The following is a 16,742-nucleotide window of genomic DNA, read 5'->3' as shown; positions in this document are numbered from 1 at the left end:
ACAACGTAATTCGACGAAGCAATCTCACAGGATATTTGACGAGATTGCAACAATGCTACGCTCCTCGCAATGACGAGAAAATAGTACGAAACACTAAAAAATAAGTAAAAATGACAAAAGTTATAACACGATTTGCTCCGTCACCGACCGGTATGTTACATGTCGGAAATATCAGGGCAGCATTGCTTAACTGGCTATATGCAAAGAAGCATAACGGGCAGTTTATTTTAAGATTTGACGATACGGATTTAGAGCGTAGTAAACAGGAATATAAAGACGCTATCGAAGAAGATTTAAAATTTTTAAATCTTAATTGGGATCAGACATTTAATCAATTAAGTCGTTTAAGTAGATATGATGAAATCAAAAATCTATTACTAGACAAAAAAAGATTATATGCCTGCTATGAGACTCCTGAAGAGCTAGAATTAAAGCGTAAATTTCAATTATCTAAAGGTTTACCGCCAATTTATGACCGTGCTAGTTTAAATCTAACTGAAGAACAAATACAAAAATATATAGAGCAAGGAAGAAAGCCGCATTATAGATTTTTGGTAAATTACGAACCGATTAGCTGGCATGATATGATCAAAGGCGAAGTTAAATATGACGGCAAGGCTTTAAGTGATCCAATAGTGATAAGAGCAGACGGTAGTATGACCTATATGTTATGCTCGGTTATTGACGATATTGATTATGGTATTACTCATATTATTAGGGGTGAAGATCACGTTAGCAATACCGCTATTCAAATTCAAATGTTTGAGGCTTTAAATACTACTCCTCCGACTTTTGGACATTTAAGCCTAATTATTAACAAGGATGAGAAAATTTCTAAAAGAGTCGGGGGATTTGAGATTGCAACTCTTAGAAAAGAAATCGGAATCGAAGCTATGGCAATAGCTAGCTTTTTTAGCTTACTTGGTTCATCGGCACAAATCTTACCTTATAAATCAATGGAGAAGATAGCAAATCAATTTGAGATAAGTAGTTTTTCTAAAAGCCCGACTATCTATCAGCCGGAAGATTTGGAAAGACTAAATCATAAATTATTGATAAGTTTAGATTTTGACGAAGTAAAAGACCGCCTTAAAGAAATCGATGCCGAGTATATTGATGAAAATTTTTGGTTATCGGTAAGACCTAATTTACAAAAATTACGTGATGTAAAAGATTGGTGGGAGATTTGTCATAAAACTCCGAATGTAGAAAATCTAAATTTAGATAAGGACTATTTAAAGCAAGCTGCAGAATTATTACCGCAAGGAGAAATTACTAAAGATAGCTGGAGTATTTGGACTAAAGAAATAACGAATATAACAGGCAAGAAAGGTAAGGAGTTATTTTTGCCTCTTCGCCTTGCTTTAACCGGTAGAGAATCAGGACCGGAAATCGCAGGTGTTTTACCTTTGATTGATAGAGAAGAGATAATAAAACGACTAACTAGTGCGTAACTCTCTATGTCATTCCCGCAAGGCATTGCCCGCGTGGACACCTAACCGTCATTGCGAGCGACTGAAAGGAGCATGGCAATCTCAGGACTATAGCACGAGATTGCTTCGTCAAAATTTTCAATTTTTCCTAGCAATGACGGATAAACAGGTCCATGCAACAATGCCTGCTCCCAATAACGATTGAGTATAACAATAGACTTCTTGCATAACCTATCTTATAAAGAGGAATTTGAAGGAAACACGGAACGCAGCACCACAGCGTATATAAACATACGTGAGGATGCGAGTACCGGATTGACGTACAAATTACCTTTAGAAGGAGGTTATGCAAGAAGTCTAATATTTTAGCTATAATACTCTATCATATTAGTATTAATAGCACTGGCAAGTTCTGCAGTATCGCCGTAGATATTATCCGCAATAAGAGAAACTATACCTGCTGCTCCTGCCATTAAACCTTCCACAGTTTCACAAGCTACATATCCTGCAGCTATCCCTGCTTTTATTGTATTTTCTGCACATTTGATAGAATCGTACGGCGAAATTGCAATTGCTCCTAAAGCACAAGCACCTATAAGAACAGGCGGATTGTAATAAGCAAAAGTTGCAAGGCTTGCTACAGTTGCTTGAGCAAATGTAGATATAAAAGAATAATTAGTGCTTACATCAGAAATAACACCTTGAATAGAACATATAGCACTTGCACCATTCTCTATCACATTAATAGCATGTTCTGTTGCTAAGGTAGCATACATTGTGAAATCTGCCGCAGCTTTTGGTAGCATTTTGAAAATGAATTGTAGCACTATCAAAGTAACTAGATGTTTTTTTTGAGGTTTGTGGCTCTGTATAGATTTTTGTCATGATTTTTCCCCTTAAAATTAAATCGTGACGACATTATAACTTAAATGTTGGGGCGTGTCAATGGATATTATTAATAAATAATTTAAAAATTAATAATATTTAAACAAGAGAGATATTTAGCTGTTAAAAAACTTTTTGATTTTTACCTTATCTTCTTTAGACAAATTAGGCTTGAATCTGTATATATTTTTTTTATTAGCATTTTCAGGTCTAAATTTAAACTCACCTTTAGTTGTTTTGATTGTAACTATCTGATCAGGAGAACCCCATTTAGGAAAATCATATTTTATAACTATGTCCCCGTTTCTAAGTCCGGATTTATAAGCGTTACTATTTTCATCAATATTTTTTATTGTATAATTATTTATTAAAGCATCTTTATCAAAACCACGAATATGCCCCCATTTTTATTTTCTCAATCGGCAGCACTTTAGCAACATCAGCTAAATCTATAGTTTTACCTTGTTCTATATATTCGTTTATCTCTTTATCTATACCTTTTGGAACATAATCTTTAACTATTTTTTTAAAATAATCGCTTGAAAATTCTTGTTCTTTTGAGGTTTTAAACAAATCAAGCATAACATTATCCAGCGATTTACTCCTATTATTCTCTTTAATGAGATTATCCAAATAAAGTGCAAAAACAAACCCACGATAATACGGTAATTTCTCTACTGTATAATCTTTCCAATAATCTGTTTTGATTAAATTATTAGGTTCATTTATTACAGGTGATAAATAATAATCCTGAAAGAATTGGTTAAATGCTTCTACAAACTCTTCAAGCGTTATAACTTCGGCACGCAAAGCTAAAACACGTGAATAATAATCGGTAAACCCCTCACTCCACCAATAATTTAGTGCTTCGTCTTCTAAATTATTACGTATTTTCTTACCTATCCAATTATGCAGATGTTCATGAGCAAGCAACGTTATATAATCCCGTTTATCCACACCTTGAGGAATAAACGCGGTAAAACTATGAGTTAAGCCCGTTCCGCCCATATGTCTAGGTTGATTCCCCTCGATTAAGCTTATTAGATAATAAGGAAAATCATTATCATGGAAAAATGCTCTTTGTCCCTTGATAATTTTATTTATATAAGAAGCTATTTCTTCATCTTTAAGATCAAACTGACCATGCAGAGAAAGATATACAGGATTTTTTTGATCGACAATTTTGTAAATACGTAAATCACCCGCTGCATAAACGGCACTATATAATTCAATCGGCGTAACTTTAAATTTCACGCTTTTACCAAGACCATAATCTGATATTGTTTTCCAGCTATCAGGAATATTATTCCATTCAATATTAAACTCTACTATGTCATTTCCATTTAAATCGCCGGGAGTAGCAAAAAGCCCATAACCCGGTGAATGAATTAAATTTTGTCTAATTATTGCTTCGTGGACATCGCAAGGATTACCGGTTTTTTGATATATTTCGTAGCTTAAACGAATAATATTGATTTTTCCCGTATTTAAAATAACTTCATTCGAGTCTTGATTTCTAAACTGCAACTTTCCAATTGGATATTCTAGCTTAACATTTTTGATTTGCTGATAGTATGAACCGCTTGCCCAAGCATAGGGTAAATCTAAAATAACTTCACCGCTCATATCGCCTATTATTTCCGTTTCAACTTTAATAACTGAAACAGGCATGTTAGACAAAGGTGTTATTTTGTAATTTACCTGCCGATAAGTATTTGCTAATACTAGATTTGGAATTAGAATTATGAATATTATCAAAAAATTTTTTAGAAAGTACATTTTCAAAACTCATGGATTTTAGAGATTATTTAGATTGTTGTACGACTCTCGATTCCATTCCTGCGTGGCATTGTTGCATGGAGCAGTTTCGCCTCTGTCATCCCGTGGCTTGACCAACGTTGTTACATAGATCGTTTTATGTCATTCCCGCGAAAGCGGGAATCCAGTAAAATCTATGAAAAATTTATTTTTTTAGGTTTATTTTGTCAGTATTAAGACTATTTTTTCTAGATTCCTGCTTTCGCAGGAATGACATCGAGTAGGTTTACCGCTCCACGCAACAATAGCTGCTCACAATGACGATATCTATGTAGGCATGTATTCTATTTAATTATTACTTTCTACCATTAATTTATAAGCTTCATCATCTTCAAGCCATTTAGCGTTTTCTATTAAATATGATTCTTGAAATGCGGCGAGTTTTGGATCAGGTTCTCCCATTAAATGTTTAAGCCCGTCAAATAAAATACCTAAAAATCCAATATTATTCTTTTTACAATAATCTCTTACATCTTCAACATGCTTTTCACGGTCATCAATAAATACAATAAAACTAGCATTTAGTTCTTCAGAAAATTTTGATAAAGTACCGCTCTTTGAATGATTACCTGTTATAAATATCCCTTTATAACAAATAGCATCATCCTTTTGTCCTGAATTACACGCTGCTAATTCTTCATTATCTGAAAATTCTATACCTAGACTCTTTAATTCTTTATATCGCCAATCTTGCATCGAAAGAATATTGCCGAACTCTCCCGTATTCATTTGTGTAAGAGCATAAAACAGGAAACTCTGCCTTGAGCTTGTTTATAACTTCTACCCACTCTTCATCAATTAATATTACTTTTCGCTGAAGCCGTCAATTACTGACAATTTCTTCATAATTATCATAATTACTTTTATTTTCCTTAATTCTATCAATCATTTTATTATAAGGCGGCTTCTTAAAAGTTTTTGATTTAGGAGCAATAATAGTATCGTCAACATCAATAAATATAGATACATCATCAGGGGCATTTTTTATTATTAAATCATAGATTTTTGCGGCACTATCGGCAGTTTCAAAATCTTTCATATGTTATTAAATTCAATCCTAAGCTCTTTAGTTAAAATATCCATCAGCTCAAATTCTGCTCTATTTTTCCATTTTCCTTGTTCATAAAAAAAATGATAAGGACCGCTAACCGGTGACGATAACCAAATTTCTTTGGCGGCACTTTGTTTATTTATTACATATATACCCTTATCAGTATCAAGATTTAATATATCACCTTGTAAATCCACGTCTATACTTGCTTCTTTATCTTGCTCTTCTATCTTGTCGGCTATATATGCAATTGTTGTTTCGGCTATTTTACTAAATTCTGTATTATTCATGATAACATCCGTTAAATGGATAAAAATATACGAAGATCAACTTCAAAAAGAGCAAGGAGTCTATAAGGCGAGGAACGCAGCGTATACTTAATACGTGAGTACCGCAGATCTTATAAGACAACGTAGCCAATTTTTGAAGTTCATCGAGTAGATGGTGTTTCAGGGTCAATTTCCGGCTCAGGTACTTTAATCAAACTTTTTCGATAAGTTTCAACAAATCTATTATGATCATTAAGATTGTTAGAAAAATTATGTCCGCCTTTACCGTCAACCACAAAAAATAATGCATCCGTTTTAGAGGGTTTTACCACTGCTTCTAAAGATTTTAACGACGGACAAGAAATCGGACCGGGCGGTAAACCTTTTATATAATAAGTATTATACGGCAGTTCTTGCAATAAATCTTTTTTTGTTAAAGCTCTTACTAATTTAAATTTTCCTTCAGTCAAAGCATATATAGTAGTCGGATCGGCTTGTAGCTTCATATTTTTCTTTAAACGATTAATGAATACTGCTGCTATAATAGGCTTTTCTGCATTTGAGCCGGCTTCTTTTTCAATTATCGAAGCTAGAGTTAATACTTCAAGTCTAGTTTTTAACGGAGAATCCGGTGAAAGATTTTGCATTACCTTATCTAAATTAGCAGACATTAAATTTCTCATTTGATCGATTATCTGCTCTTTTTGATCTCCATAAGAGAAAAAATACGTTGACGGCATTAAAAACCCTTCCGGTATTATCCCTTTTATTTCTCCAAATAAACGATTTTCTTCATTAATTTTTTTTATAATCTCACTAACTACCGTACCTTCCGGGACAATTATCTTATGTATTATAGATTTACCGCTTGCTAATATTCTTAAAGTTTGCAGAGGCGATATATTACGAGTAAACACATATTCACCGTTTTTAAGAGGTCTTTTTATAGAATAAATTTTAGCAATTACCTTAAAAATTCTCGGATATTTGATTACTTCATTAGAATAAAGTTTTGTAACTATTTGATTTACGGATAATTTAGGTTCAATAATTATCGTTTTATTTTGAGTAAGATTACCCGGCACAAAAATATAAAATATACTAAAATTTAGCAAAGTAATAAATATAGTTAGAGATACTATAACTAAAAAAAGTTTAGTTTTTAATAGGTTTTTTAACATAATAACTATTATTTTTATAAGACTTAGAAATATTGATAAAAAATTACCACGAAATATGGTTTTTTTCTTGACATTTGAAATAACATATAGTAAAATTAACTTAAAGCTTGATTGAAGTTAATTATTTGCTGAATTTAAATTATATAGTTTTTGCTAAATAAATCAATAGTTTTAATATTTGGTAATTAAAATATTAAAATTAGATGACTAACACGCAACAAATTAATAACGTAAACCAATTACTATAACAATAGTATACTCCTGTAAAATGAAAAGTTAGAATTTTTATTACAAACGAAAAATATAAATCTTTATTCATAGTTCATATTACTATACCGGCGTTAATACTGATCTTATAATGGGCATTATATATTATGATACAAGATCACAATACCGATCTAAAACACGAAGAACATACTGAAAGGTTAAAAGCTTTACAAAATAAGTTAGGAAACTTATCCGGTTTCTTGACAACAATGCGTTCTGACAACAATGAGGAATACAAAAAAATTTCCAATGATTTAGAAATTTTAATGAAACAAATTAATACTATAAGAAAAAATATGGAAATATATTTTGTTATTATATTAATATTAATGTTTATTATAATTCAGAAAATGTTGTGGACCACCGGTTCAAGTACTAATCTTTCTCTTTTAACAACTTTATTTTAGGTTCTAAAAACTCCTGTTTAATAATTTCTGCAGCTATATAAGAAGGTATAGCATCGTCTCGATCACTTGATACAAGCGAATTTTCTAAGCTAAGCCTGTGCTCACGTACTTTTGTACGCTTAGCTAGCGTACCTTTAAATTCATCGTGTCTAAAGCTTTCTGATTTTAGCTGTAATCGTTTTGATTTAAATCCTAATTGCTGCAAAATTTTTTGGCTTTCTATTACCTGCTCATACGCTTTTTTAGAATTAAATAATAACTCTTGAAGCTTATTACTCATAAGACTAGCTCGGCAATTAAATTGGATAAATTCCGGAATTATTTCGCTACCTGCTATAATATTTATCAACGTAACATATTTTATTTTTATCAATAGCCTGATAATAAAAAAGCTTATAAGATTAACTTTATAAGCCACAATCATAGGAGTACCGGAAGCTGCTATCTCTAAAGTATTAGTACCGGATTTTGCTAAAGCTGCATCCGCAACAGCATAAGTTTTAAGTCTTTCACTTGAAAATAAATAATTAAACTTAACATCTTCTAAAAACGGCTTTATTATTGCCTCATGAGCAGGATTTGCAAGAGTAAATATAACTTTAAGATTATTACAACTCTTGAATATTTCTTCAATAGAAGAAATAAAAACCGGTAAATGCCTTAGAATCTCTCCTTTTCTGCTTCCAAGAGTAACACATAAAACTCTCTCATTCTCGTCTATTTTAAACTCTTCACGTAAAGCTATTTTATCACTATAAAACTCCTGCTCCATAATCGGATGACCTATATATCTACAGTCAAGACCGACTTTAGTAAAATATGGAGGTTCAAACGGTAGTAAAGCAAATAAACAATCATAAATTTTAGCGTATTTTACTGCCCTACCCTCTTTATATGCCCAAACTGACGGTGCAACGATATGAATCATTTTCAGCTTTGGTAAAAGTTTTCTTACTCGCTTTGCCACACGATAAGTAAACCCCGGTGAATCTATGGTGATTAATAAATCGGCTTTACTATTTATTATATCCTCCACAGTTTTATCAATTAATTTTTTAAGCTTAAAAATATGAGGCAAAATTTCTACAAAACCCATTAAATTTATGGAAGTAATAGGAAATAAGCTTTTAAAGCTACCGGCTTCCTCCATACATTTACCGCCAACACCGACAAACTTTATACTCGTTGAATCCCCAAAATTGGCTACGTCATCTTTATAAGTCCTCGAATGCTGAACGTTTAATATATGCTCCACTCCTCGGCTGAACTTCTTATAACTACTCTTCATTTCACAGGAGTATATTCCTGTATTGTTTTTTAAATGCTGAATTATACGACCACCGATAAAATCGCCTGATACCTCACCGGCTATAAAGTAAATTTTTGTCATATTTAAATATTAATTGATTTTTTTTGTCATTGCGAGAAAGCATTGTTGCGTGGCTCGTTTATGTTATTCCCGCGTAGACCTTGTTGCGTGGATCAATTTCACCTCTGTCATCCCGCGACTTGATCGCGGGATCCAGTCAAAAATACTAAAATTATTAGTATTTTTATTGTTTTTTGGATACCGTGGTCAAGCCACGGTATGACACCGAACGGATTTTTCGATCCACGCAACAATGCAACATGGGAATGACATAGGCAACCATACAGCAACCTCTTTATCTAATTACATATTATTAAATTCCATTTTACGGTAGCTTAAAGCTTCAGCAATATGAATTTTCAAGACCTTACTTTCATTCTCAAGATCGGCAATCGTACGTGCTACTCGGAGTATTCGGTTATAAGCACGCATTGATAAACGAAATTTATTTGCTTCTTCATTAAGTAAATCTCTGCCTTCATCCCCCGGCATAGCGTAATCTATTAGCAACTGCCCGTCTAATCTGTTATTTGTTTTAATATTATAACCCTCATATCTCTTTTCTTGAATCACACACACTTTCTCGACTATTGCAGCTATATACTCAGATTCTTCCTCAGAGTTATCTGCAATCAAATCATAATTATAAATATTAATATTTGATACCTCTATATGCAAATCAAATCTATCCATAATAGGTCCTGAAACTTTCATTTGATAATCGCTAGCACATTTGGGGGCTTTCATACATTCTTTATAAGGATCACCCAAATAACCGCATTTACAAGGATTCATAGCTGCTATTAACTGAAAATTCGCTGGATATTTTATATGAGTACTTGATCTTGAAATCAATATTTCACCATTTTCAATAGGTTGTCTTAAGGAATCAATAACATTATGTGGGAATTCAGGTAATTCGTCTAAAAATAATACGCCGTTATGAGCAAGCGTAATTTCACCCGGCTTTACTTTTTTTCCCACACCCCCACCGACCATAGCAGCAAGCGAGCATGAATGATGCGGAGTTCTGAATGGCCTTACTTTTGTAAGCTTACCGTCTGAAAATTTTCCAGCGATACTTGTAATCGTGCTGCATTCTAAAATTTCTTTTGTAGACATTTTAGGTAGTATACTGGGAAGACAAGCAGCAAGCCTTGATTTACCAGTTCCGGGAGGACCGAACATTAAAAGGTTATGCCCTCCTGATGCTGCAATTTCTAAAGCTCGTTTAGCAATTTTTTGACCTTTTATATCTTTAAAATCGGGATAATTTATTGGCTCATCTTGCAATTTAGCTTCCGGAGGAGTTAAAACTTGTGAACCTTTAAAATGATTTACTAGTTCAATTAAATTACCTGCAACAAGTATATTATCATTACCCGACCAAGCAACTTCTGAACTATTTTTACTTGAACAAATAAGTCCTTTACCTCTAGCAGAAGCCCCAATCACTGCAGGTAGAGCTCCGCTTACCGGTAAGATTGAACCGTCTAATGATAACTCTCCTATTATTAAATATTCCGCAATTTCAAGTTCAGGTAAAATATTCATTGCGGTAAGTATCGAACAGACAATCGCAAGATCGAAATGGCTTCCCTCTTTTACTAAATCTGCCGGAGCTAAATTTATTAAAATTTTTTTAGTAGGTAATGCAAGCCCTATAGAAGATAACGCTGCTTTAACTCGTTCTTTTGATTCAGCTATAGTTTTATCGGCAAGCCCTACTATAGTAAAAGCAGGGATACCCGGTGATATTTGTACCTGCACGTCAACATCAATAATATCAATTCCATTAAACGTTAGACTTGCTATATGAATTATCATGAAATTTTTCTTCAAATGCTATTTTGTGAGGTTGTTAGATGTTATTGCATGGATCAGAAAACGCACTAGGTGTCATCCCGTGGCTTGACCACGGGATCCAAAAAACAATTTAATTTTAAGCTGGCCCCCGTGGTCAAGCCACGGGGTGACAGAGAAAAGAGACGCACAACAATCCTATCTCAACCAAAAATCGAAAAAGCATACTATAGAACAAACTTAGCTAAGTCAAGATTAGTTATTATTTTTGATAATTGATTTTCTACGAATTTATCATCGATAGTTATTTTTTTGCCTTTCATTTCGCTAGCTTCAAAGCTTATATCCTCAAGCAGATTCTCAAGTATAGTATGCAGCCTTCTAGCCCCTATATCTTCGACTTCTAAATTAACGGTGATCGCATAATCAGCTATCTTCTCAATAGCAGAAGCAGCAAATTCAAGATGCACGTCTTCAGTACCTATTAGTGCCGAATATTGCTTTATTAAACTAGTTTCAGGCTCAAGCAATATTTTAATCATATCATCTTTGGTGAGTGAATTTAATTCCACTCTAATCGGTAATCTTCCTTGTAACTCCGGTAATAAATCAGAAGGTTTAGCAATATGGAAAGCACCTGAAGCAATAAATAATATATGATCGGTTTTAACCGGTCCATATTTAGTATTAACAGTTGTTCCTTCTATCAAAGGTAGCAAATCTCTTTGCACTCCCTCTCTACTTATTTCAGCATTTTTTGCTCCGGAACTACCGGTCGAAGCTATTTTATCAATTTCGTCAATAAAAACTATCCCATCATTTTCGGCTAAATTTATAGCTTGCTGAATAATTTTTTCTTGGTCTATTAATTTTTCTGATTCCTCAGGTATAATAATAACCATAGCATCTTTAACTAGCATTTTTTTTGTTTTAGTCTTACTGCTACCAAGGGCTCGTCCAATCATATCGCCAAGATTAAGAACGCCCATAGATGCTCCCGGCATGCCCGGTACTTCAAAACTTCCACCACCGACAGGTGTAGTATCAGCTACGCTAATTTCGATTTCCGTATCATCAAGTTCGCCGTTTAAAATTTTTTCTTTGAACTTTTCTCTAGTCTCACTACTAGAAGTTTTACCTACTAAACTATCTAATATTCTCTCTATCGCTTTTTCACGTGCATTAATATCTACTTCCGTTTTTGCTAAAGTTTTTTCAGTATTAACGGCTATTTCGACCAAATCACGAATTATTGATTCTACATCACGCCCTACATATCCGACTTCGGTAAATTTAGTTGCTTCAATTTTATAGAAAGGAGAATTAGTAAGCTTTGCAAGGCGTCTTGCTATTTCCGTTTTCCCGACCCCGGTTGAACCGATCATTAAAATATTTTTCGGTACTATTTCATTACGTAAATTACCTTCTACTCTTTTACGACGACAGCGATTTCTAAGTGCAATAGCAACAGCTTTTTTGGCCTTTTCTTGACCTACGATAAATCTATTAAGTTCATTAACTATTTGAGAAGGGGTAAGCCCCATAGGGTCTTTTTTATAAGTAGTTTTAGTAGCTTTCATACAACTTTTTCCATTATAATATTATGATTAGAAAATACACACAAATCTGCAGCTATATTCATAGATTTTAAAGCAATTTCTTCAGCAGTTAAATTGTTCTCGTAAGACATTAAAGCACGAGCGGCAGATAGTGCAAATAAACCGCCTGAACCTATTGCCGCAACATTATTTTCAGGCTCTACGACATCACCGTTACCGGTTAAAATTAATATATGATTACGATCGGCAACAATCATCATTGCTTCTAAACGTCTCAAATATTTATCGCTACGCCAATCTTTTGCAAGCTCAACTGCACTTCTAAGTAGATTATGCTTATGTTGCTCTATCTTTACTTCAAGTTTTTCAAATAACGCAAGACCGTCAGCCGTAGAACCCGCAAAACCGGCAATAATTTTATTATTTGCTATAGTCCGAAGTTTTCGTGCTGTAGATTTTAGTACGGTATTACCATGCGAGACTTGTCCATCTGCTGCTATAATTATTTCTTCGTTCTTTTTTAAACAAAGTATTGTTGTGCCGTGTAAGGCTAAATTATCTGACATAATATAAAATTTATTGATATTAAGTTGTTAATTAGGTACTATATAGTATTGAATTACTCCTAAATAAAATGAAGAGTTATTCGACACAGCTTCAAAAAGAGCTAGGAGTTCAAAGTCCTCGGAACGAAAGCCGTTACTTAATATAGTTCGTACCGCAGCTCTTGTAGAACATTGTCACCAATTTTTGAAGTTCTATCTTAGTATATACTCAAATGATTTCAAGAATTGAATTTGTTATCAAATGGTGAACGCACACAGCTTATACTTAATAAGTGAGTACGTGAATCCATGAAGATAACAAAGAGCAATTCTTGAAAGCAGCAGAGTATACTTGACTAATCAGGTTTAACTAATTATTGTCCCTTGAATTTTCAAGGCTTAAGCTTAAATAATGAATATATACGCAATATACATTAACTCCACACAAAAAAATAATAATTTTATTGTTATTGAAGAAGGCTTTTCATGGATAGCTGCTCTTTTAAGTATATTTTGGGCATTATACCATAAAATGTGGTTAGTTGTTGCTATTGCCGTAATAGCGAATATAATCGTTACGGCGATTAATATTGAAGAGTTAAAGTTTATATTTAAGATAGTCTTAATATTAGGCTTCGGCTTCTTTGCTTCAGATATTAGAGAAAATTATTTAAAAAGAAATAATTACCGACTAGAAGATATAATAATTGCCAACTCTAGCATTGAAGCTGAATTGAAATTTTTAGCACGTAGTATGCTTGTTTAATGAATAGAAAAATTTCCTTAATGTCATTCCCGCGTGGCATTGTTGCGTAGACCGGTTTTCTATTGTCATCCCGCGACTTGATCGCGGGATCCAGAAAAGAAATAAAAATACTAATATTATTAGTATTTTTAACTGGACCCCGTGGTCAAGCCACGGGGTGACACAGTGGATTTTACCGGTCCATGCGGGAATGACATCGAGTGTGTTTCTCAAGTCACCTTATAACAGGAATAAAATGATGTATAATAAAGAAAATGTTTTTGCAAAAATTATAGATAAAAATCTTCCGGCAAAAATAATTTATGAAGACGAACAAATTTTAGCATTTAAAGATATAGCACCCGTAGCACCTGTACATATTATCGTTATACCTAAAAACGAATATATAGATTATGCGGATTTTATCTCTAAAGCTCAAATAGACGAAATAAAACATTTTTTTGCTAAAATTTCCGATATAGCGAATGAAGCAGGTTTAGATAAAGACGGTTATCGTTTAATAACTAATAAAGGCGAAAAATCGGGACAAACTATTTTTCATTTTCACTTCCATATTATCGGAGGCGAAAAACTCATCGGATTAATAAATAAATGACTAAAAAATACAATATTGCAGTAATTGGAGCTACAGGAAATGTAGGGCGTGAAACTCTAAATATTCTAGCTGAACGTAATTTTCCTGTTAATAAAATTTATGCTATAGCTTCAGATAACTCTATCGGACGAGAAATAAGTTATGGAGAAAAAATACTGAAAATCAGTAGTTTAACTAATTTAAATTTTGATGATATCGATATTGCTTTTTTTTGTGCCGGTTCAGAAGTTTCAAAAGAATTTGTACCTAAAGCTACTGCTAGTAGTTGTGTAGTTATCGACAAATCCTCACTTTTTAGAGTTGACAATCAAGTACCGTTAATTGTACCTGAGGTTAATTTATCAACACTTACAGAGTTTAATACTAAAAATATCGTAGCTAACCCTAACTGTATAGTAATTCCGCTTGCAGTAGCATTAAAACCGCTAGATAATGAAATAAAGATTAAAAGAGTAGTGATATCTACTTATCAATCAGTATCAGGAGCAGGTAAAGCAGGAATGGACGAACTCTACGACCAAACAAAATCTAAATATGTTTTTGGAGAGAATGATCCTAAGAAATTTCCAAAACAGATTGCATTTAATCTTTTTCCTCATATAGGTGATTTAAATAAAGACGGCTATACAAGTGAAGAAGCAAAAATTGCTTTTGAACTAAACAAAATTATGGGCAATCACTTTAAAGCTAGTGTTACTTCCGTGCGAGTACCGGTATTTATCGGTCATTCTATATCGGTTAACATAGAATTTAACGACAAAATGGACGCTAACATCGCTGAAGAAATATTACAAGACGCAGATGGAATTGTTACAATTTCTAATAATAATGACCTTGCTTATATCTCGCCCGTTGAAGTGGTAGGCGAAGATGCCGTATATGTCTCCCGCATTAGAAATGACGTAAGTAGAGATAACACGATAAATCTATGGATTACATGTGATAATTTACGTAAAGGAGCAGCTTTAAACAGCGTCCAAATTGCTGAAGAACTAATTAATAATTATTTATAATATAACTAATATGGATAATAACAATAATAATCTAAATAAAAAAAACCCGCTAGTAATAGCATTAGGCGAATGTAGAACAGCTTTTTGGATAGTTTTTTGGTTTGCTTTTGTAATTAACTTACTAATGTTAATTACTCCTCTTTACTCACTACAAGTTCTTGATAGAGTCCTTGGAAGCGGTAATCTACACACATTATTATTTTTATCAATAATAATCGCATATATCTATTTTGTTTACGGATTATTACAAATTGCTCGTTCTTTTACACTTATAAAGGTAGGAGAATGGCTTGATAGAACAGTAGCTCCCGTAATTTTTGCTTCTTCAATTTCTGCAGCCGCAACACGAGCAAATATGGGTTCTAGCCAATTATTACGTGATTTTCAAGCCGTTAAAACATTCCTAACAAGTACCGGAATTAATACTTTATTCGATGCCCCTTGGAGCCTTATCTATATTGCCGTTATTTTCTCAATTCATCCATATATCGGTCTTATTACCGTTTTTGGTGCAGTTATCATAGTTTCAACCGCTTTCTTTAACGCTGCCGCTACTAATAAAACGCTTGGTGAAGCTAACGAATTTTCGATAAAAGGTATGACACAAGCCGATATTGCAAACAGAAATGCAGAAACAATTGAAGCAATGGGAATGATGAAGAATGTTACAAAAAATTGGCATAAATTTAACATATTAGCACTTGATAAACAATCAGTTGCTAGCTATCGTAACGGTGTTATTTCTAACTTTTCAAGGTTTATCCGTAACATAATGCAAATGGCTGTTACCGGAGTCGGTGCTTACATTGTTGTAAAATCTCACAGTGCAGATATGACTCCCGGTAATATGATTATGAGTTCTATCATAGTCGGTAGAGCTCTTGCTCCTTTCGATAATGCTATTGATTTATGGAAAAGTATGAGCGGTACTATTAAATCATACAAAAACATTAATAATTTATTTAACACTTATTCTTCTAGAGATGAAGCAATGCCAATTCCGAACGTTGATGGTCATCTTACTGTTGAAAATATTTATTATGCTCATCCTATACCGAAACATTTACCACAACCTCCCGTACCGAAATATATCTTAAAAGGCGTTAGTTTTGCAGTACAGCCGGGCGAAGTTTTAGCAATTATCGGTCCTTCGGCTACAGGAAAATCAACTTTAGCTAAAATCATAGTCGGGGTATGGAAAGAATCATCAGGTTCCGTACGTTTAGATAGTGCTGAAATTTATCGTTGGAATAGAGAAGATTTCGGTAGACATGTTGGCTATCTTCCTCAAGGAATAGAACTTTTTAGCGGTAGTATTAAACAAAATATAGCTAGAATGGAAGAAGATGCCGATCCGCAAAAAGTTATTGAAGCAGCTAAAATAGCCGGAGCTCATGAAATGATATTAAGATTCCCTGACGGTTATGATTCTGATATCGGTCCTGCCGGCTCTAATCTATCAGGTGGTCAAAGACAACGTATCGGGCTTGCTAGAGCTTTTTACGGCAATCCAAAACTCATCATTTTAGATGAGCCTAATGCTAATTTAGATGAGGCAGGTGAAGTCGCCCTTGCAAGTGCCTTAAAACAAGCAAAACTTAAAGGAATAGCAGTTCTTGTAATTTCACATAGACCATCCGTATTATCCGTTGTTGATAAAATTCTAATATTACAGGATGGAGCAGTTGCAGTTTACGGAACGGAAGAAGAGATTCAAAAACACTTTAAAACTTTAAAAAGCGGCACAATTCATATTAATAACTAAAGTGTCATACCAAATT

The 16,742-nt window shown here is 33.4% G+C and carries 19 protein-coding genes and 1 pseudogene; 7 read left to right on the top strand and 13 right to left on the bottom strand.

Features of this window, described 5'->3' with window-relative positions; genetic code table 11:
- Positions 1–110: 110 nt before the first annotated feature.
- Positions 111–1,454: a glutamate--tRNA ligase gene (gene gltX / locus AC5587_RS03010; protein ID WP_499162809.1), complete on the top strand. Its 1,344-nt coding sequence runs from the start codon at positions 111–113 to the stop codon at positions 1,452–1,454.
- A gap of 192 nt (positions 1,455–1,646) precedes the next feature.
- Positions 1,647–1,799, top strand: a pseudogene (locus tag AC5587_RS03005) (palindromic element RPE1 domain-containing protein); the annotation flags it as partial.
- Here the strand turns inward: AC5587_RS03005 and AC5587_RS03000 are convergent.
- The 6 genes from AC5587_RS03000 to mltG form a co-directional block, all read right to left on the bottom strand.
- Positions 1,799–2,239, bottom strand: a complete 441-nt coding sequence (locus AC5587_RS03000; protein WP_499162808.1) for a hypothetical protein — start codon at positions 2,237–2,239, stop codon at positions 1,799–1,801. The pseudogene AC5587_RS03005 and the gene AC5587_RS03000 sit on opposite strands and share 1 nt — an antisense overlap.
- A 460-nt stretch (positions 2,240–2,699) precedes the next feature.
- Positions 2,700–3,989, bottom strand: coding sequence for a M61 family metallopeptidase (locus AC5587_RS02995; protein WP_499162807.1), 1,290 nt, complete (start codon positions 3,987–3,989; stop codon positions 2,700–2,702).
- 435 nt (positions 3,990–4,424) lie between these two features.
- Complete coding sequence (locus AC5587_RS02990) at positions 4,425–4,865, bottom strand: DUF2608 domain-containing protein (RefSeq protein ID WP_499162806.1); 441 nt, start codon at positions 4,863–4,865, stop codon at positions 4,425–4,427.
- Between the two features lie 94 nt (positions 4,866–4,959).
- Positions 4,960–5,175 (bottom strand): hypothetical protein, encoded by a 216-nt coding sequence (locus tag AC5587_RS02985; protein WP_499162805.1) that lies wholly within the window; start codon positions 5,173–5,175, stop codon positions 4,960–4,962.
- The gene (gene cyaY, locus AC5587_RS02980) at positions 5,172–5,477 is read right to left on the bottom strand and encodes an iron donor protein CyaY (protein ID WP_410527096.1); all 306 of its coding nucleotides are present in this window, start codon (positions 5,475–5,477) and stop codon (positions 5,172–5,174) included. Before cyaY ends, AC5587_RS02985 begins: the two co-directional genes overlap by 4 nt.
- A 140-nt stretch (positions 5,478–5,617) precedes the next feature.
- Complete coding sequence (gene mltG / locus AC5587_RS02975; RefSeq protein ID WP_499162804.1) at positions 5,618–6,637, bottom strand: endolytic transglycosylase MltG; 1,020 nt, start codon at positions 6,635–6,637, stop codon at positions 5,618–5,620.
- Between the two features lie 374 nt (positions 6,638–7,011).
- Between mltG and AC5587_RS02970 the strand changes: the two genes are divergently transcribed.
- Entirely contained in the window at positions 7,012–7,311 is a 300-nt protein-coding gene (locus tag AC5587_RS02970; RefSeq protein ID WP_032139557.1) for a hypothetical protein, read from the top strand.
- Here the strand turns inward: AC5587_RS02970 and lpxB are convergent.
- The 6 genes from lpxB to hslV form a co-directional block, all read right to left on the bottom strand.
- A complete protein-coding gene (lpxB, locus tag AC5587_RS02965; protein ID WP_499162803.1) occupies positions 7,280–8,701 on the bottom strand; it encodes a lipid-A-disaccharide synthase in 1,422 nt (473 codons plus the stop codon). The two genes, AC5587_RS02970 and lpxB, sit on opposite strands and share 32 nt — an antisense overlap.
- 107 nt (positions 8,702–8,808) lie before the next feature.
- Positions 8,809–8,934, bottom strand: coding sequence for a hypothetical protein (locus AC5587_RS02960; protein ID WP_499163053.1), 126 nt, complete (start codon positions 8,932–8,934; stop codon positions 8,809–8,811).
- A gap of 49 nt (positions 8,935–8,983) precedes the next feature.
- Positions 8,984–10,507, bottom strand: a complete 1,524-nt coding sequence (locus AC5587_RS02955; RefSeq protein WP_499162802.1) for a YifB family Mg chelatase-like AAA ATPase — start codon at positions 10,505–10,507, stop codon at positions 8,984–8,986.
- A 65-nt stretch (positions 10,508–10,572) separates the two neighbouring features.
- Positions 10,573–10,674 (bottom strand): palindromic element RPE4 domain-containing protein, encoded by a 102-nt coding sequence (locus tag AC5587_RS02950; protein ID WP_499162801.1) that lies wholly within the window; start codon positions 10,672–10,674, stop codon positions 10,573–10,575.
- Positions 10,675–10,710: 36 nt separating this feature from the next.
- Positions 10,711–12,063, bottom strand: a complete 1,353-nt coding sequence (gene hslU / locus AC5587_RS02945) for an ATP-dependent protease ATPase subunit HslU (protein ID WP_499162800.1) — start codon at positions 12,061–12,063, stop codon at positions 10,711–10,713.
- Positions 12,060–12,608: an ATP-dependent protease subunit HslV gene (gene hslV / locus AC5587_RS02940; RefSeq protein ID WP_410527104.1), complete on the bottom strand. Its 549-nt coding sequence runs from the start codon at positions 12,606–12,608 to the stop codon at positions 12,060–12,062. The genes hslU and hslV overlap by 4 nt, the downstream gene beginning before the upstream one ends.
- A 391-nt stretch (positions 12,609–12,999) precedes the next feature.
- Here hslV and AC5587_RS02935 point away from each other — a divergent pair, with 391 nt between their 5' ends.
- Positions 13,000–13,353 (top strand): DUF2628 domain-containing protein, encoded by a 354-nt coding sequence (locus tag AC5587_RS02935; RefSeq protein ID WP_485440896.1) that lies wholly within the window; start codon positions 13,000–13,002, stop codon positions 13,351–13,353.
- Here the strand turns inward: AC5587_RS02935 and AC5587_RS02930 are convergent.
- Positions 13,330–13,566 (bottom strand): hypothetical protein, encoded by a 237-nt coding sequence (locus AC5587_RS02930; protein WP_410527106.1) that lies wholly within the window; start codon positions 13,564–13,566, stop codon positions 13,330–13,332. The two genes, AC5587_RS02935 and AC5587_RS02930, sit on opposite strands and share 24 nt — an antisense overlap.
- A 25-nt stretch (positions 13,567–13,591) precedes the next feature.
- Between AC5587_RS02930 and AC5587_RS02925 the strand changes: the two genes are divergently transcribed.
- From AC5587_RS02925 to AC5587_RS02915, 3 genes are read left to right on the top strand one after another with little or no spacing between them, the layout of a single operon-like run.
- Entirely contained in the window at positions 13,592–13,948 is a 357-nt protein-coding gene (locus tag AC5587_RS02925; RefSeq protein WP_039594921.1) for an HIT domain-containing protein, read from the top strand.
- Entirely contained in the window at positions 13,945–14,961 is a 1,017-nt protein-coding gene (asd, locus tag AC5587_RS02920; protein WP_499162799.1) for an aspartate-semialdehyde dehydrogenase, read from the top strand. The genes AC5587_RS02925 and asd overlap by 4 nt, the downstream gene beginning before the upstream one ends.
- A gap of 10 nt (positions 14,962–14,971) precedes the next feature.
- A complete protein-coding gene (locus AC5587_RS02915) occupies positions 14,972–16,726 on the top strand; it encodes a type I secretion system permease/ATPase (RefSeq protein ID WP_499162798.1) in 1,755 nt (584 codons plus the stop codon).
- The last annotated feature ends 16 nt before the right edge of the window (positions 16,727–16,742 follow it).

Source organism: Rickettsia endosymbiont of Hedychridium roseum (genome assembly GCF_964028255.1).
GTDB lineage: Bacteria > Pseudomonadota > Alphaproteobacteria > Rickettsiales > Rickettsiaceae > Rickettsia > Rickettsia asembonensis.
Note: the sequence above shows the minus strand (reverse complement) of the source record. Positions and strands in the feature narration are given on the sequence as shown.

Bases quoted from the DNA above. Each gene is read 5' to 3' on its own strand.
- AC5587_RS02925 (WP_039594921.1), top strand. From the start codon at position 13,592: ATGTATAATAAAGAAAATGTTTTTGCAAAAATTATAGATAAAAATCTT.
- AC5587_RS02955 (WP_499162802.1), bottom strand. From the start codon at position 10,507: ATGATAATTCATATAGCAAGTCTAACGTTTAATGGAATTGATATTATT.
- mltG (WP_499162804.1), bottom strand. From the start codon at position 6,637: ATGTTAAAAAACCTATTAAAAACTAAACTTTTTTTAGTTATAGTATCT.
- AC5587_RS02970 (WP_032139557.1), top strand. From the start codon at position 7,012: ATGATACAAGATCACAATACCGATCTAAAACACGAAGAACATACTGAA.
- AC5587_RS02915 (WP_499162798.1), top strand. From the start codon at position 14,972: ATGGATAATAACAATAATAATCTAAATAAAAAAAACCCGCTAGTAATA.
- hslV (WP_410527104.1), bottom strand. From the start codon at position 12,608: ATGTCAGATAATTTAGCCTTACACGGCACAACAATACTTTGTTTAAAA.
- gltX (WP_499162809.1), top strand. From the start codon at position 111: ATGACAAAAGTTATAACACGATTTGCTCCGTCACCGACCGGTATGTTA.
- AC5587_RS02995 (WP_499162807.1), bottom strand. From the start codon at position 3,989: ATGCCTGTTTCAGTTATTAAAGTTGAAACGGAAATAATAGGCGATATG.
- AC5587_RS03000 (WP_499162808.1), bottom strand. From the start codon at position 2,239: ATGCTACCAAAAGCTGCGGCAGATTTCACAATGTATGCTACCTTAGCA.
- hslU (WP_499162800.1), bottom strand. From the start codon at position 12,063: ATGAAAGCTACTAAAACTACTTATAAAAAAGACCCTATGGGGCTTACC.
- AC5587_RS02985 (WP_499162805.1), bottom strand. From the start codon at position 5,175: ATGAAAGATTTTGAAACTGCCGATAGTGCCGCAAAAATCTATGATTTA.
- AC5587_RS02990 (WP_499162806.1), bottom strand. From the start codon at position 4,865: ATGAATACGGGAGAGTTCGGCAATATTCTTTCGATGCAAGATTGGCGA.
- cyaY (WP_410527096.1), bottom strand. From the start codon at position 5,477: ATGAATAATACAGAATTTAGTAAAATAGCCGAAACAACAATTGCATAT.
- asd (WP_499162799.1), top strand. From the start codon at position 13,945: ATGACTAAAAAATACAATATTGCAGTAATTGGAGCTACAGGAAATGTA.
- AC5587_RS02935 (WP_485440896.1), top strand. From the start codon at position 13,000: ATGAATATATACGCAATATACATTAACTCCACACAAAAAAATAATAAT.
- lpxB (WP_499162803.1), bottom strand. From the start codon at position 8,701: ATGACAAAAATTTACTTTATAGCCGGTGAGGTATCAGGCGATTTTATC.